The 14634-nt window shown below is 45.4% G+C and carries 17 protein-coding genes and 1 pseudogene; 6 read left to right on the top strand and 12 right to left on the bottom strand.

The genetic code is table 11. From position 1 onward, the window contains the following. The first annotated feature begins 1 nt into the window (after position 1). The gene (locus ACTJJJ_RS21280; RefSeq protein ID WP_440702977.1) at positions 2-226 is read left to right on the top strand and encodes a hypothetical protein; all 225 of its coding nucleotides are present in this window, start codon (positions 2-4) and stop codon (positions 224-226) included. Positions 227-307: 81 nt separating this feature from the next. Here ACTJJJ_RS21280 and ACTJJJ_RS21275 read toward each other — a convergent pair whose 3' ends face one another. Further along, complete coding sequence (locus ACTJJJ_RS21275; protein ID WP_188935308.1) at positions 308-931, bottom strand: hypothetical protein; 624 nt, start codon at positions 929-931, stop codon at positions 308-310. Between the two features lie 140 nt (positions 932-1071). Between ACTJJJ_RS21275 and ACTJJJ_RS21270 the strand changes: the two genes are divergently transcribed. Further along, a complete protein-coding gene (locus ACTJJJ_RS21270) occupies positions 1072-1455 on the top strand; it encodes a helix-turn-helix domain-containing protein (protein WP_188935302.1) in 384 nt (127 codons plus the stop codon). A gap of 63 nt (positions 1456-1518) precedes the next feature. Here the strand turns inward: ACTJJJ_RS21270 and ACTJJJ_RS21265 are convergent, their stop codons facing one another. Genes ACTJJJ_RS21265 through ACTJJJ_RS21255 form a run of 3 tightly spaced genes read right to left on the bottom strand, consistent with a single transcriptional unit; the run spans position 1519 to position 3541 of the window. Continuing rightward, complete coding sequence (locus ACTJJJ_RS21265; RefSeq protein WP_440702976.1) at positions 1519-1983, bottom strand: hypothetical protein; 465 nt, start codon at positions 1981-1983, stop codon at positions 1519-1521. 56 nt (positions 1984-2039) lie between these two features. Continuing rightward, positions 2040-2885 (bottom strand): relaxase/mobilization nuclease domain-containing protein, encoded by an 846-nt coding sequence (locus tag ACTJJJ_RS21260; RefSeq protein WP_440702975.1) that lies wholly within the window; start codon positions 2883-2885, stop codon positions 2040-2042. Further along, positions 2882-3541, bottom strand: a complete 660-nt coding sequence (locus tag ACTJJJ_RS21255; RefSeq protein WP_440702974.1) for a plasmid mobilization protein — start codon at positions 3539-3541, stop codon at positions 2882-2884. Before ACTJJJ_RS21255 ends, ACTJJJ_RS21260 begins: the two co-directional genes overlap by 4 nt. A 554-nt stretch (positions 3542-4095) precedes the next feature. On the opposite strand from ACTJJJ_RS21255, the gene ACTJJJ_RS21250 reads away from it, so the two are divergent. Continuing rightward, complete coding sequence (locus ACTJJJ_RS21250; protein WP_440702973.1) at positions 4096-4731, top strand: FISUMP domain-containing protein; 636 nt, start codon at positions 4096-4098, stop codon at positions 4729-4731. 163 nt (positions 4732-4894) lie between these two features. Here the strand turns inward: ACTJJJ_RS21250 and ACTJJJ_RS21245 are convergent, their stop codons facing one another. The 7 genes and pseudogenes from ACTJJJ_RS21245 to ACTJJJ_RS21215 form a co-directional block, all read right to left on the bottom strand. After that, positions 4895-6082, bottom strand: coding sequence for a chromate transporter (locus ACTJJJ_RS21245; protein WP_440702972.1), 1188 nt, complete (start codon positions 6080-6082; stop codon positions 4895-4897). Continuing rightward, on the bottom strand, positions 6070-6516 hold the full coding sequence (locus tag ACTJJJ_RS21240; protein WP_426293499.1) for a chromate resistance protein ChrB domain-containing protein: 447 nt from the start codon (positions 6514-6516) through the stop codon (positions 6070-6072). The genes ACTJJJ_RS21245 and ACTJJJ_RS21240 overlap by 13 nt, the downstream gene beginning before the upstream one ends. A 2-nt stretch (positions 6517-6518) precedes the next feature. Continuing rightward, positions 6519-7505, bottom strand: a complete 987-nt coding sequence (locus tag ACTJJJ_RS21235; protein WP_440702971.1) for a DUF1259 domain-containing protein — start codon at positions 7503-7505, stop codon at positions 6519-6521. Between the two features lie 84 nt (positions 7506-7589). Next, entirely contained in the window at positions 7590-7829 is a 240-nt protein-coding gene (locus ACTJJJ_RS21230; protein ID WP_440703476.1) for a helix-turn-helix domain-containing protein, read from the bottom strand. A 261-nt stretch (positions 7830-8090) separates the two neighbouring features. Further along, positions 8091-8368: pseudogene (locus tag ACTJJJ_RS21225) on the bottom strand (chromate resistance protein ChrB domain-containing protein); the annotation flags it as partial. A gap of 358 nt (positions 8369-8726) precedes the next feature. Next, positions 8727-8945: an AraC family transcriptional regulator gene (locus ACTJJJ_RS21220; protein WP_440702970.1), complete on the bottom strand. Its 219-nt coding sequence runs from the start codon at positions 8943-8945 to the stop codon at positions 8727-8729. 279 nt (positions 8946-9224) lie between these two features. Then, a complete protein-coding gene (locus ACTJJJ_RS21215) occupies positions 9225-9425 on the bottom strand; it encodes a hypothetical protein (RefSeq protein ID WP_440702969.1) in 201 nt (66 codons plus the stop codon). Between ACTJJJ_RS21215 and ACTJJJ_RS21210 the strand changes: the two genes are divergently transcribed. The 3 genes from ACTJJJ_RS21210 to ACTJJJ_RS21200 all read left to right on the top strand — a co-directional run bounded on the left by ACTJJJ_RS21210 (position 9411) and on the right by ACTJJJ_RS21200 (position 13685). After that, positions 9411-9809: a hypothetical protein gene (locus ACTJJJ_RS21210; RefSeq protein WP_440702968.1), complete on the top strand. Its 399-nt coding sequence runs from the start codon at positions 9411-9413 to the stop codon at positions 9807-9809. The two genes, ACTJJJ_RS21215 and ACTJJJ_RS21210, sit on opposite strands and share 15 nt — an antisense overlap. Before the next feature lie 246 nt (positions 9810-10055). Then, complete coding sequence (locus ACTJJJ_RS21205) at positions 10056-10244, top strand: helix-turn-helix transcriptional regulator (protein WP_440702967.1); 189 nt, start codon at positions 10056-10058, stop codon at positions 10242-10244. A gap of 273 nt (positions 10245-10517) precedes the next feature. Further along, positions 10518-13685, top strand: coding sequence for a two-component regulator propeller domain-containing protein (locus tag ACTJJJ_RS21200; RefSeq protein ID WP_440703475.1), 3168 nt, complete (start codon positions 10518-10520; stop codon positions 13683-13685). Here ACTJJJ_RS21200 and ACTJJJ_RS21195 read toward each other — a convergent pair. Continuing rightward, a complete protein-coding gene (locus tag ACTJJJ_RS21195; protein ID WP_440702966.1) occupies positions 13654-14295 on the bottom strand; it encodes a response regulator transcription factor in 642 nt (213 codons plus the stop codon). The two genes, ACTJJJ_RS21200 and ACTJJJ_RS21195, sit on opposite strands and share 32 nt — an antisense overlap. Positions 14296-14634 lie beyond the last annotated feature (339 nt).

The following is a 14634-nucleotide window of genomic DNA, read 5'->3' as shown; positions in this document are numbered from 1 at the left end:
AATGGATCAGAAGCGACAAGTGAGTGGGCTCATCGAGAAAAGTGGGCTTTCAGCCAGCCAGGTTTTTCTGACACCGGCGCTGAGAATACCGTTCAAAAGGCCCAGGAAAAAAACGCTTCCCAAAGCGACCGCTGGCACGATCCTGATCTCGGAACAACTTGCAGGTGTTTTGTCTTTTGCCACCTTGAAGACCAAGGGCTATCAGATGCTTTCGGTGCAGTGGTAAAAGGCCTGCTTGGACGTGGATATTTTAAGCGGTACAGTCAAGAAACATCAAGGCTACGCATCGAAAGTCGCTGCGTAGCTTTCACCTTTGCGGCAAGGCCTTTTGCTCCGCTTTCAAGATTATGGAAAAAGCTTCAATGAGTGCTTCGAGTAGCTCATACTGGAAGACCTCATTGCATTCTCCCGTCGCCTCGCAGATACTCATCTTGCTTAAACCATACTCGACCCAGTCTTCCAGAATCTGATTCCATTCATCCTGGCTGTAAGCATTAAAAAAGCGTCTAATTGCAAGCACAGGTCGTTCAGCTTCCAAGAGCGACAATCTTCTTATCGTCCCTCCGTATTTAGCTGCCAGCTGCTTGATCTCTCGCATATATTGGAAATCGTTCGCAATCTGCTCTTCGCTAAATGGTGGAAAATTGTTGGGCTGCTTATCATCCCCAAGCGCCCCTGTCGTATCAAGGATCAGCCTTCCGGTATCCATCATTTTGGACAACTGCTTATACAGGGAGATAACCGTTGATGGCTCTCCACGGAAAAGGAATGGCCTTTCACCCGTCACCGCCTTCAACCAATGCCACAAATCCACACGCAAGTATTCCAGATCCCCAGGTTGAAAGAACACCAAGATCTCTTGAAGTGCTGCTGCTACTTCGCCGTTATAGTTTTGTGATGGCTGCGATGCATTGATACCTAAATTTTCCATGATCCAAGCTTTTAGAAGCAAAGAGCCAATCAGGTCTGACGTAGCGAACCATGGGCGGTTGTATCCGACTACGCACGGCTTGTATAATACTTCCGGACTTTGGGTTGACCTTCATTGCGATATTTACTTTATTTGTAACCATGAGCACAGCAACAAAACCCGACCATATCGGTCACAAGATCTCACGTATCCGTGAATTACGTGGTCTTAAGCAGGAGTATGTCGCGCACGAACTGAACGTCAGCCAGCAAACCGTATCGAAAATCGAGCAGAGCGAAACGGTGGAAGATCAGATACTGGAGCAGATTGCAGAAATTCTTGGAGTGACCCCAGAAGGAATTAAGAATTTTAGTGAAGAAGCAGTCTTCAATTACTTTAACAATTTCAGCGACAACAGTATAAACCAGGGGCCGATAGGCTCATACAACGTTTGCAATTTTAACCCACTGGACAAGGTGATTGAATTATACGAACGTCTTTTGCAGAGCGAGCGAGAAAAAATAGAACTTCTAAAAAATAAGTAATCGCAAAAAAGCCGCGATCCTGCGGCTTTTTCATTTGGGAGATATTTTGCGATAAAGCGAATACTACGCCGTCTGTACGCGAGGCTTTCTGCCACGCGGTTTTCCGGTGTACTCCGGTTTTGGCGTTTCGCTTTCAATGGTCAGCTCATAGCCTTTGGTAGCCTTGTCAAAATCAAAAGTAGAGATCTTGAAGATCAGTTTTTCACCCTCGAAATTGAGGCCTCCCCTTTTCAATATGACAGCCAACGGAATTACATGGCCCCTGCCACTTTTCTCAAAGGAAAAGGTTTGATCCGAACTTGCAGCCGGAACAAGATATAAGGATTTGATTTTTCGCTTTCCATCCTGGGTACCGATTTTGAAATTTGTAGACTCAGGGTCAATTCCCAGATCTCGTAATGCGACAGCCGGGAAAACTAGCTTGCCGGAATTAGAAATGTAGCCAGCTGGCAGCGGCGCAGCCTTGGCCTGCTGGGTCTTAGGTAGATTTTCCTCTGGGGAAAAGAACTTAATTGCTTTTAGCTTCATGGTGTTATGGGTTATTTTAGGCTAAAATAAGGCAACGGTTTGGTTTAGCCTATCATTTACAAATGAAGCCCTAAGCCTTTCCGCTTCCTTTTCCTCTTTTTAAGCTCCGGATTCTGGGTTGTCGTCGCGTTAAAACCAATCCGGTTTTCCAGCAGGCCCAGCGAGTAATCCCTGCCGATATCAGAACCCTTTATCTTTATTTTGCTCTGCATATGAAAAAATGCAATGCCCCGCCCGATATAGGTCTTGTATCCGTGCCCAAGTAAGTGTTCTTTCAATTCCTGGATCGAATTGATCTGGGGCATCAAATGATCAATTAGAGATTTAAGCTTCAAATTCGCCTTGTCCGCTAAATGAATCTGCTGGCCCAGCGCGCGGTTGATCCGCATATCACGGGTCGGCACAAGACTCAGCTCATGTTCCATCCTGCGGCAGAACTTTCCGGTCCGCGCATAGTTTTTAAAATGATCGGCCGTATTCTTTCCGTTATAATTGATGCGGTTGGCGATAATATGAAAGTGCTCGTTGGCTGAGTCCTCGTGTTTAAAGACAACCATTTGGTTCTGCTCGAAGCCAAACTCCTTGGCAAATTCTCTGCAGATCCGCATGATCTTGTCATTGCCGGGCTTTTCGCCGGGTGAAAAGCTGAACGACTGATGCCAGACGTATTTGGTAAGCTTCTTATTTTTAGAGTGGTTGTCTGTGTACTGCCGGGCAAGATAGTCCAGATCCAGCGTCCCATCAGGAGCGGTTTTAAGGGCAAGGTTCTGAATGTAAACAAGTTCCCCCCTGACGCTTTGCTGCTTACTTTGCTCGCTTGCCGTGGTCTGCTGACCTTTCTGATAATAGCAGTACTCCAAAATTCCCTTGGCGTAGCTGCCCAGTCCTGCTTTTCCAATCATTTGCTGGTTTGCTGGATGAATTCTTTGATGGCATTTTCAATTTCGTAGGGGACAGAGGCGATATCTGCCGCCTCGTTCTTCCAGGCAGGTGCAAGATCCTCTAGCGGCCCCGCGTAGTAGCTTTCATATTTTAAAAGCAGCTCGCGCGCCGACCTGCACATGTCTTGAGCTTCCCGAAGGATTTGCTCTTTGCTTTCCCCGGCTCCGAGGACATGGCCCAGATAATCGGGCAGGGACTGAATCCATGCCTCGATGTCAGTAATCGTCTTTTGAAAGCTGCGGATCTCGAAGCTTTCAAAAACCCAGCGGGTGATATGGTCTGCAAGCAGCCGTACCCGCTGGCTGCTTTGTTGCCACTGCGCGGAGAGCATCTGATGGTCTTTGGTCTTTAAAATAGCGAGCGATAGAATTCCGGCCAGCTGCTCGAGAATCCGGATTGTTTCGGCAGTAGCCTTTGGCAGCGTTCTTTTCTGGGGTCTTTTGAATGGGACATCCAGCGCCAAAGTCAGAAAGAACTGACTGGCAGAAAGCCCGCTTTTTTCGATGAGCTGATTGATCTGGTTTTTCTGATCCGAGCTTACCCAGACCGAAAAGTGCTCCCGTTTGGCAGTGCCCTTCTCCTTAGGTGGTCTGCCTTTCTTGATTTGATTTTTCATTGTGTCTTACAGGATTAGCTATGAGCCGATAGGCGAATAGCAGGGGTCCAGGGGTTTTCCCATGGCCAGCCCGCCGGGGAGTCGCATTTTGCGACGTACCGGCGATAGCTGGCTAGGGAGAAAACCACCGCCCATGTTTGTAACCGTTTGCAAGCGTTTGCTTTCGTTCTAAAAAATTCGGGATTGTTTAAAAGAATTTGAATCCATTCGAAAGCAGCAGAAGTTGTTTTGGTTCTCGCGAAATGCTTTTACAAAGAAAGCCCACCGGATTACTCCGGGGGCCTTCTTTTTGAGATCACGACGGTCTCTTGATTATTTAATTACCAAATCTGTTTTTCCACTTTGTCCCCAACAGCGACATGGACATAATACTGACCTGGGTTAACTTGTCGTCTTCTTGCACACAACTAGTGACTTTCATAGATCAGCCGGTAGCCTCTTGTTCTGTGTTTTCTCATTTAACATAAAATCCGTAGCATACGGTATGATAATCTCTAACATCCCTTTCCACATTTCTAATTCAATTTACCCGTAGTCTAAAATCTGAAATAACAATGATGAAACAACATGTCTTTACCGTACTCGCCATCCTGTTTTTTACAAACGTGGGGATTGCACAATCTACCGGCACCTTTACAGATTCACGAGACGGCCAAAACTATAAAACAATTAGCTTTAAAGAAGATTCGACGGGCAAAACCATTACCTGGATGGCACAAAACCTGAACTACAAAGTTGAAGGAAGCTATGCATATAATGACAATGAGAATAATCGAAACGAATTTGGATTGCTTTACACTTGGGATGCGGCGAAAAAAGCCTGTCCTAGCGGGTGGCATTTGCCAACAGATAGCGAATGGACTGTGCTTGTGGATCAATTTGGAGGCATGGACAATGCAGGTGAAGCTTTAAAAAGCATTAAAGGCTGGAGTGAAGACGGTAACGGCACTAATACTAGCGGGTTTAATGCCCTTGCAGGAGGTATCCGAAGACCCGACGGTAGTTATATGTTCCAAGGTACTCTTGGCTACTTTTGGACGTCCACACTTATTAATTCGGTTGATAAAGTCTGGGGGTGGAACTTTCACTATGGCGGCCCTCCGAGTAGCAATAAACAAAATTTAAAAAAAGCGTTCCGTTGGGATGTTCAAGTTTCTGTCGGAATCTCAGTTCGTTTGGTCCAGGATTAAGATAAGCCCATAGCTCTTTTTGCAAAAACTGTTAAGCCTGGTTTGATTAAAGTACCCAAGCCAAACGCCGCTGTGTTTGTTAACCTGCTTTTGCGCGGTTGCAGGAATAGAAAGAAGAAAAGTGAGTATCAGTAAATATTTTCTAATCATGAGCAATATGCTTTTACAAATAAGTTTTAAGGCAATAACCGATGACGGCTGCTGCAAGAATAATGTAAGGCTCTTGAAGCTTCTTAATATAAATTAACCCGAGAATTGATGCTAATGCAATGAGAGCAGATGTACTGTCTACTATCGAGCGGGTAGCGATGACAAATACCGAGCCGACCAACGCGCCTACAACGGCTGCGGTAATCCCGTCCACAAAAGCTTTGATGCTTTCATTTTTTGATATTTTCTTGAAATAGGGTGCAGGAAGTACCGTAAATACGAAACATGGCAAGAATACGCCAAGTGCTGCTACGCTCGCACCTGCAAACCCGGACACCAAAAAGCCAATAAAACCGACAGTAATCACCACAGGTCCAGGTGTGATCATGGCCACAGCAACCGAATCCAAGAACTGCTGCTCGTTTAGCCAACCCATTTCGCCAACAACACCCGCTTGTAAGAACGGAATAATGGCCAGCCCACTACCGAAAACAAATGCACCGGCCTCTATAAAAAATACCCCAAGCTGCCAGAGCTTGCCCGCATCAAAATCCCAGAAACCTGTTGCAGCCACCAGAACCACAGACAGTGAAGTCGTAGGCTTTTTGATCCATCTTGGAGGCGCTTTGATAATCATGTAAACAAGCCCGAGGCTAATGAATAGCCATACTTCTTCCCGCTGGGTTATAGCAGTAACGACTGCCATCACAATGAAGAACAGCCACAGTAGCCACCGGCTTTTGATGGCCTGTGATTCCAATTTGCTGACCGATTTAATAGTGAGCTTGTAGCAGCTCAACGTGATGATCCCAATCACAGCTGAGCCGACCCCGTAAAAGACAGACTGCATCCATGCCAGCCCACCGTACAGCTTATACGCCATGCCCAGCAGCACGACCATTATAAATGAAGGAAGCACAAACGCCAGACCGGCAACCGTAGCTCCCCAAACTCCGTAGTGCACATAGCCCAGATAGATGCCCAGCTGCGCGGCAAGCGGGCCTGGTGCAAGTTGCGCTAGCGCCAAACCCTCGCGATATTCGTCCTCGGAAATCCATTTGCGGTCTTCCACCAGATCACGGTGCATATATCCGATCAATGCTACTGGGCCGCCAAAGCCAAGTGTACCAAGTCTAAGAAAATACTTTGTCAGCTCCATCAAGCTGTACTGTGCTGTTTTAGGGGGTGTCAAGGTTTCCATATATGCTTTTCATTTTGAAGATCTCTTGCCCACGCGTAGAGCGCGTCATAGACTTTCAGGCCAACTTCCAACATCTGGTGATCATCCTGAATCGTATGGGACAGACCGGCTGAGATAGCCCACAGGCCAGCGGCCTGCGGTGCTATTTCGAAACGGTCAGTATCAGCGGCCCGGACAATAGTGGCGATTTGAAGCACCGATGGATCGGTTATACCATGCTTTGAAACAAAGTAATCGAAGCTACACTGGTCGCCATAGTGCGAGTACTCTGCACCGCTAATGTCATAGGGAATTGCGTCGAGTTGGCTAGCAAGTTCAAATACCTTGTCTTTGGCAACATATAAAAACTCGGCACCCGGATCAATAAAGTTTTTGATCAGCCAGGGACAGGCAATCCGATCTATTTTAGGCCGCTCGCGGGTTATCCATTTCATTGTCAGTGGTTGGAATGCGAGCCATGAGGCGTTTTACCAAGGACATCCAACGCGGCACGGAAGCCTTTGGCAAGCTCGTCCGCAGCACCTTTTCCATAGTAGTGCAGAAATATCATTCGTGGCTCTTCATCAAGCATGTGGTTGTGAACAGCCACAACTTCGAGCTTATGGTCACGCAGAACTTTGATCACCGTATTCACTTCATGACCCAGCATAGCGATATCACCAGCTATGTGGGCATTGGCCTTTGTGCCAGCAAAACTTGCCCACGAGTTCAATCCAATCGCAGCAGTCATTTCAGCGCCCATCGACATGACGGTCAGGTTCTGACGGCCAACCGTATATTTGTAAGTCGGCCCGTTTACAACTCCGGCATATTTGACAATTCCGTCCAAGGCGCTTAGATCGAAAATCTCTTTGGCCGTTTGCGATGCAGGCGCTGAGGGAGCAGGCTGGTTTGCCGGGGCAATTTTGGCATCCTGAATAGTCAGTGCAAACTTTTTAGCAAGCTCAGCGGGACTTCCCATACCATGGAAGTGCATGTAAAATATACGCGGCTCTTCGTAGAAAAAGTGGTTATGGATTGCGCCGACTTCCAGGCCAGCCGCCTGTGCGGCAGAAATCAACGGGTTAACTTCCTCTTGCAGCAGCACGGTGTCGCTCATCAAGACCGCCGACTTTCCATCCACCGTCTTTTTGATGGACACCCAACCGCCAAATCCAAAAGAAATCGGGACGCTTTCGGATTTGATCGCGATTTTGAGATCATTTCTTGGCAGCGCGATCGTATGGACAGCCTGGGCTTCATTATAGGTGCCTTTTTTGCCAATTGCGCTTTCTATTGCCGCTATCTCTTCGGCCGACAAGGGTGGTGTTTTTACCGGTGCGCTGCTAACGGTGGGGCTGTAAAGCCCGGTTAATCCAGCTGTAGCCGCCATCGATGTTGCACCGAGCCATGCTCTTCTCGAAATCATTGTTTGGTTTTCCATTTTTGAAATAATGTGGTTGACAATGCAATACTATCAAACCAATTACCTAAAAAATAGAACAGAAATAACCCGTTTGTATAGAGTTTACTTTTTAGCCAAAGTTTTTCGAAAAGCCGACGGATTTTGCCCGGTGTGCTGCTTGAAGATGCGGTTGAAATGGCTCTGATCAGAAAAACCGGTTAGGTAAGCAATCTCTGCCAGACTGTTTGATGTATTGGAAAGCAGCTCTATTGCCTTCTCAATGCGAAGCTTCCTGATGTAATCTCCAAAGGACATGTCACTGAAATACTTAGAGAACTCCCTTGATACGTATGCAGGGTTCATGTCAAGTCCGGCCGCCACTTCTTTCAAACTCAAATTCAGATTAGTATCAATCTGATCCTGAATGATCTCTTTCAACTGCTTGGCCCACTCAGGTGCTTTGCCATGCTGCGAAGACTTCTCCTGTATGTATGCATTGAACACTTCCAACAACAGCTTTTCAGTTGGAGTCTGCGTGTGCCTCAGTTTTTGTAAATGTTTGGCCCAGCTGTAAAGCGCGTCGTAGATCAGCATTCCCTTTTCGAGGAGCTCAAAATCATCAGTGATGTTAAAACTCAACCCGGCTGAAATCGTCCAAAGTCCCGAGCTTTGAGCCGCTAGTGAATGCATGTCGGTATCAGCACCGCGAACGATCAGTGCCATGTCCTTCACAGCTTGGTCTTGAATGTTATACTTTTCGATCAGGCAATCGAAAGTGCAGCGGTCTTGGTAGTGCGTGAACTCGACGCCGGGAATGTCAAATGGGATTGCATCAAGCTCAGCGGATTTTGAAAGTACCTGGTCAAACGGGGCACATAGTAGAAAACTGCATCCGGGTCAATGAATCTTCTGATTAACCAGGGACATGCTATTCGGTCGATCTTCGGGCGTTCTCGGGTTATCTAATTCATGTGTCTCTCTTAATCGATTCCTGGTCAAAGATAAGTTTTTGATCAAAGCAAACACTGAAACGTCAACGCAGCAGGCAAGTGCTCAATTACGGTGTGTGATTCCGCTATGAATGTTTCAGGTTCCGAGACGGTTATTGATTTTGTCTATGGGGCACTCTGAGAATTTTAATCGGTCGTTAAAGTGTAAATTATATCGTCCATCACTTGATGGTTTTGCAGCCGCTCAGCACCGATAATGGTTTGATAAACCTGGCTAGCAACACCTTTAATCGTACTTTATCATCATTGACTAGTCGATCGATAATTGTTTGTCTCTAAATACAGTTGGGCCGACGCCTACGACCTTCTTAAACAGTCGGCTAAAATACTTCTGGTCCTCGAATCCCAGGTTTAATGCAATTCCTTGATATCCCAATCTGTGTAAAATAATAGCCGCTGCGATTCGGCGATAACCTCGCGATGGATTAATCTGAGACGAAGTTAGCGGTGACAGCCTTAACGCACGCATTCAGGTAGTTAACTGATATATTTAACTGATCGGCATAATCGGCAGGTTTTTTCAAGGTCTTATAATGGTTCCTCAGTAGCTTTTTGAAGTCTTTTGCTACAATGAACTGACGTTGCCCCCGACGCTCAGCCAAATGATTTTGTGTTTTACGGTAAATGATCATGGCCTCGTAGACAAACGCTTTCAGTAATGCGTGCGTAACTACCCGGTTGAGATCAGCACCTTGTTTAATTCTTCCAATTGTAACATCAGACCGATGGATTTTTTAAACCAGGCGTCTTAGGTTTGTGAGAGCAGCACCGCCAGTACCTCGGTCACTGATTCATCCAGCGTCGACCTGATCGGCTCGTCAATTAATCTGCTGTCGAACGAGACATACCAACCTGCTCCTCCAAGAGATGATATTACTTGGTGTACCTGCCCTGGGTAGGAGATAAAAAGCATCCTGGGTTTAACCGTAACGGGTTGAAAATCGAGCATTATATCAATTTTACCCTGTTCCAGAAGCAGGCAGGTATAATGGTCATGACTTTCCGGATTACTACCGATGGACTGGTTACTGCCAACGCAAACGGAGTTGCTTCTAATGGTGAAGTGGAAGATTATTTCATTCCATTCGAAAAGCCGCTACCTGTGACGCTTATCTCGTTTACTGCCATAGAATCAGAAGGCACGGTAGTATTAAGTTGGGAAACGACGCAGAAGACCAACAGCGACCGATTTGAAATTCAGCGAAGCCGGGACGCTAAAGCGTGGTTTGTCTTGGGCAGCGTCAAGGCGAAAGTAGCATCAAGCAAACATATTCATACACAGATATGCACGCGGAAAAGGGTTCTTTGCCCAACGAAAACCTGTACCGTTTGAAAATGATCGACCTGGATGGCACGTTTGCGTATAGCCGTATCCGGAACGTTCAGTTTGAAAATTAGAGAAAGGGGCAGCATATCCCAACCCGGTGATTGGCAAATTGTTTGTCAAGGATTTCACCAAAATTGTAAGCATGCGTATTCTGGATCTGAATGGTAAGGTCGTACTACCCGCTGGCAACAGATATATCAGTGGGGATATACAAGAATTCCTCCTTCGGCAATTAAACCCAAGATCCGGCAAGTGACGCTTTCACGTACCGAAAGAATCGTTGTCCAAATGCTAGCAAACAACAAATCCTATGATCAGGTAGCATCTGTATTGGAGGTTAAGCGAAGCACAATTGCAGTTTATAAGCGCCGCGTCTTTCAAAAACTTGGTGTGAGAAATATGTTCGAATTTTTTAGAAAGATGACTTTACTTATGAATTAACTACCGGAATTTCAAGATGTTAATGCACTGATAAGTCCAGTTTTTAAACTAAGCCGTCCTTGCGCTGGATCACCGCCGACTGATTCATAAACACGCTACATTTTCAATTAATCTCAACAGTAACGAACACGGGATCCATCCAGCGTTGACAACATCACGGTAATGAGTGGAATGTTCTACAAATTACTTCGATAGCTTGTTTATGGCCGGAAATAGCTTCTATTTTGAGCTACAAGAAATATCCGATATGCTTAATCCACTGAAATTTTGGAGGTGAACAGGAATTTTTATCATTTGCTCTTTTTTGTAATGTTTCTTTTGCCCAGCACCTCATTCTGTAAGGCAAAACAAAGAGATACAGATTCTCTTGCGTCATACGACATAACACACTATACAGATGAGAACGGGTTGCCTCAAAATAGCGTCAAATCAATTGTATCGGATTCCATAGGTAACATTTGGCTTGCCACAGAAAGCGGGCTCGCCAGGTTTGACGGAAGGCACTTTACAGTCTTCGACAATTTTGGTGGTTCTTATACGGACAGAAGTATTCATACCTTTCACCCAAACCCAATTTCGTCCAGTAATGGCTTCTTTGCCATCAATAACGAAAAAACTTACATCCATGTAACCCGCGGACAGGCGATCATAGATGAGGGCTTCTATGAAAAGCAGTTGTTGTCCCAACCTTTTACGGACCGGAAAAACATGCCCTACGTCACCGAAGGACTTCCCAGCCCTTCGGTGGACCACATCGCCCCGTGGCGTTTTCTTCTGGTACCAACCGGACTGGACCGCTATTTTATTTATACCAAGAAAAATGTTGACTATTATATTCGAAAAAAGAAGGTAAAATCCGCTTCTTTGCCCAACAAGAGCTTTTGGAATTTTTTCCGGCTGGATAACGACCTCTATTACCTGGAAAACGGAGTATTCATCCGGTATAGCGGTAAGGACTCCACTTTTGGACAACAGGTTACGTTGTCAGGAGATATTCTAAACCATCCTTTATACTCGGCGAAGAAATCATGCATGATTTTTTGGAACAATTGCTCCAATCAGGTTTTCATTTTGCTAGGCAACTCCCTTTACGCGTTGTATCAGAATGCTGAGGGCGGGTTAACTTCCCGTCTGATCCTGGGCGGATTCGATTTTGAGGCTAACAAAATCAAGGCCGTATACTATGATGCAAATACAAAAAGGATTTTTTTAGGTAGTCCGGTCAATGGATTGTATATCCTGAAAAGGAAGCCGTTTCAGGCACTTACAGCTAATTTCAAAGGGACAGACAATGTTTATTCTAGCCAGGCTATGCTCAATAGTAGCAGCATCCTTTCCGCTCAGGGCGTCATATTTAGCCTCAATCCGACAAGTGGTAAGGTGTCCACAAGCCAGCTGGAACAGATCACCCAGACCGTGTTTTGGGACAAATCCAGCATTTTGGTTGACCGCACCGGAAAGATCTGGTGCAAACACCGCAGCGTGCTCTATCTTTTTAAAGCAACGGGTAAAGTGCCGGAAATGAAATGGCAGTTACCCGGCGAAGCAAGTACGTTTTGCGAAGGAAAAGATGGTAAAATCTGGATTGGGACAAGGACAGCAGGACTGTATTATGTCGATCCAAATGCTCCTGCCCCGACCCCCAGGCTGTTTCTCTTTGGGCACTTGTTCAATATTTCATTCATACAACAACAATCAACTGACATACTGTGGGTTGCGACACAAAAGGGATTATATAAAGTATCACTAAAAACCAGGAAAGTCTTTTACATTAAAGGGCTCGAAAATATCTATATCCGAAGTTTACACATTTCGGAAGGCGATGACAAAGTTTGGATCACCACCTATAAAGACGGACTATTCCTGTTGATTAATGACCGGCTGACTCATTTCCCTTTTGACAAGCAAATGCACTTGTCCAGCGCACATTGTATCGTCGAGGACCGGAAGGGCTTTTTCTGGATTACTACCAACAAAGGTTTGTTGCAAGTTCTCAAAGAGGATCTGCTAAACTATGCGATAAAGCCGGCAGATTTATATTATCACTATTATTCGAAAGCAGACGGGCTGAAATCAAATGAATTTAACGGTGGCTGTCAACCCTGTGCAGTCCGGTTACCCACAGGACATGTGTCGCTCCCGTCGATGAATGGGCTTATCTGGTTTAAACCTGAGGAAACCTCCGCAGAGCTTCCGGACAAATCCATTGTTATTGACCGTGCAGAAATCAACGGAAAAAAAATTCTTTTTACAGAAGACAAGATCACCTTCCGGCAGGATCAGATCCAACTCAGGCTATATGTTGCTACGCCGTACTTTGGCAGTCCCAATAACGTCAATTTTTCTTATGCATTAACCAAGCGAAATGCGGCACCGTCGGTATCAGAGTGGCTGGATATAGATAGCGATGGCGTAATCAATATATCACTGTTGACCAAGGGAAACTATACTTTACATGTGCGGAAGAAAAATGGGTTTAAAACCGGCAATTATAAATACAAAGCCTTAACCATAATGGTGCCGCCGCTGTGGCACGAAACCTGGTGGTTTCATTTGCTAAGCGGCCTGGCAGCACTGTTGCTGGCATTTGCCGTCGTACAAATCCGGTTCAGATCTATTAAAAAGCGAAATGCTATACTTGAAAGTCAAGTTTCCGATCGTACGAAGGCCTTGAAAGAAGCCTTGGATAGCCTCGAAGAATCACAAAGTGAATTGCTGAGTCAAATGCATTTACAGTCCAGATTAATGGCCTCCATCGCACATGATGTCCGGACACCTCTTGTATCCACAATCGTGGTTGCCGGCGAAATGAGAAAAATGATTATAGAGCAGCAATATGACCACGCATTGGTCTATGGGAAAAATGTGGAAGACGCCATGCATAACATAAAAAGCTCTTTGGAAGAGCTGCTTGCATATGTCAAAATCCAGGTTTACAAACGGGAGATTAAAAAGGAAGATGTAACATTATTCGGTCTGATAGAAAAGAATTTTCAGCTATATGGCAAAGCCATCAAAAATAGTCCTAATACTTTCGTAAACGCTATCCCGCACGATGTTACTGTTTTTACGAGTCCGCAATTATTGGATATCATCATCCATAATTTGGTGGATAATGCTAATAAATTTACTAATAAAGGTACGATCAAAGCATACGCCCAACTAGCGGATCAAGCCGTAAATCTGATTATTGAAGACTCAGGAAAAGGGATGCCCGCCGAACTGCTGAACTGGTTTGCCAGACCCGGATCCAATTCTATTCCGGAAAGTTATCACGGAATAGGCTTGGTTATGGTCAAGGAATTAGCTCCGCTTGTCGGCGCCGATTTACTTGTGGAATGCCGTCATGGAACTCGGATTACCCTTAGATTCCCACAACCAACACCGGCCATATGGGATCAGAACAAGTCTATGGCTTCTCGGCAGCATTCACCTTTTTGAACAACTCGAAAACGTTGGTCACGCCCATCTTTTCGAAGATCCTGGCTTTATAGGTACTTACCGTGTTGGCACGCAGATCCAGGGTCGCTGCAATTTCCTTGATCCATTTTCCCTCCAGCATCAGTTTCATGATTTCATCTTCCCGCGAGGATAATTGCCTAAGTAAGAGTGTGCGGCTATTGGTTTTGCGGCCATTAGATACGCCGTCCAGCAGCTGTTGCTGGACGATCTGACTAACATATTTATTTCGTTTCATAACCGTTGCTATGGCAGCCATCGCTTCGTTTTTCGGAGCTGATTTGGATAAATATCCATTGGCGCCTTGGGCGATGTAGTCAAGGGCATATTTTTCTTCGTCTGCTGCTGAACACACCAGGATTACAACCTCTGGTTGTTGCTGTCTTATCTGAGCGATCATGGCTGTTCCTTTGCCGCCTGGAATATCAATGTCGAGCAGAATCAATTCGAACTGATGACTCGCGATAAGCTGTAAGACTTCGTCAAAATTCTCCGCCTCAAATGGGACCGCCTGACCATATACCTCATTTAACATGATTTTCAGGCTAATTCTTACCATAAAATGGTCTTCAACAATCAATATTTTCTTCACTTCTGAGAGGCTTTTTCAATGTTCAATTAAAGGTATTTTATCTTAATGGAATTCATCTACAATTGTAGTGATAGTTCTATAATATTAGTTTAAACCTCTATAAATTCTGCATTTAACTCTGCGTAGGTTTGTTCGGGCATCAATTTTAAACTAGCGGTTACATCAGTAAGCATCAGGCCTGCCAGATGGTTACCTCTTTGATCACATATATCGACGCTATGAAAAACAACTACCTAACCAGCTTTTTCCCGGCCCTTACCCCTAAGGGCAGTTTCAATTGCTTTCCATGGAAAATAGATTAGGTTTTTCCCTAGGGATAGACGCCATCCGGCACTAGAC

This window comes from Dyadobacter sp. 22481, from assembly GCF_052044875.1.
In the GTDB taxonomy this organism is placed as follows: Bacteria; Bacteroidota; Bacteroidia; order Cytophagales; family Spirosomataceae; genus Dyadobacter; species Dyadobacter endophyticus.
This window is presented reverse-complemented; position numbering and strand designations above follow the sequence as displayed.

Excerpts from the sequence above, each read along its gene's own strand:
- ACTJJJ_RS21280 (WP_440702977.1), top strand. The coding sequence starts at position 2 with ATGGATCAGAAGCGACAAGTGAGTGGGCTCATCGAGAAAAGTGGGCTT.
- ACTJJJ_RS21275 (WP_188935308.1), bottom strand. The coding sequence starts at position 931 with ATGGAAAATTTAGGTATCAATGCATCGCAGCCATCACAAAACTATAAC.
- ACTJJJ_RS21270 (WP_188935302.1), top strand. The coding sequence starts at position 1,072 with ATGAGCACAGCAACAAAACCCGACCATATCGGTCACAAGATCTCACGT.
- ACTJJJ_RS21265 (WP_440702976.1), bottom strand. The coding sequence starts at position 1,983 with ATGAAGCTAAAAGCAATTAAGTTCTTTTCCCCAGAGGAAAATCTACCT.
- ACTJJJ_RS21260 (WP_440702975.1), bottom strand. The coding sequence starts at position 2,885 with ATGATTGGAAAAGCAGGACTGGGCAGCTACGCCAAGGGAATTTTGGAG.
- ACTJJJ_RS21255 (WP_440702974.1), bottom strand. The coding sequence starts at position 3,541 with ATGAAAAATCAAATCAAGAAAGGCAGACCACCTAAGGAGAAGGGCACT.
- ACTJJJ_RS21250 (WP_440702973.1), top strand. The coding sequence starts at position 4,096 with ATGATGAAACAACATGTCTTTACCGTACTCGCCATCCTGTTTTTTACA.
- ACTJJJ_RS21245 (WP_440702972.1), bottom strand. The coding sequence starts at position 6,082 with ATGGAAACCTTGACACCCCCTAAAACAGCACAGTACAGCTTGATGGAG.
- ACTJJJ_RS21240 (WP_426293499.1), bottom strand. The coding sequence starts at position 6,516 with ATGAAATGGATAACCCGCGAGCGGCCTAAAATAGATCGGATTGCCTGT.
- ACTJJJ_RS21235 (WP_440702971.1), bottom strand. The coding sequence starts at position 7,505 with ATGGAAAACCAAACAATGATTTCGAGAAGAGCATGGCTCGGTGCAACA.
- ACTJJJ_RS21230 (WP_440703476.1), bottom strand. The coding sequence starts at position 7,829 with ATGAACCCTGCATACGTATCAAGGGAGTTCTCTAAGTATTTCAGTGAC.
- ACTJJJ_RS21220 (WP_440702970.1), bottom strand. The coding sequence starts at position 8,945 with ATGCGTGCGTTAAGGCTGTCACCGCTAACTTCGTCTCAGATTAATCCA.
- ACTJJJ_RS21215 (WP_440702969.1), bottom strand. The coding sequence starts at position 9,425 with ATGCTCGATTTTCAACCCGTTACGGTTAAACCCAGGATGCTTTTTATC.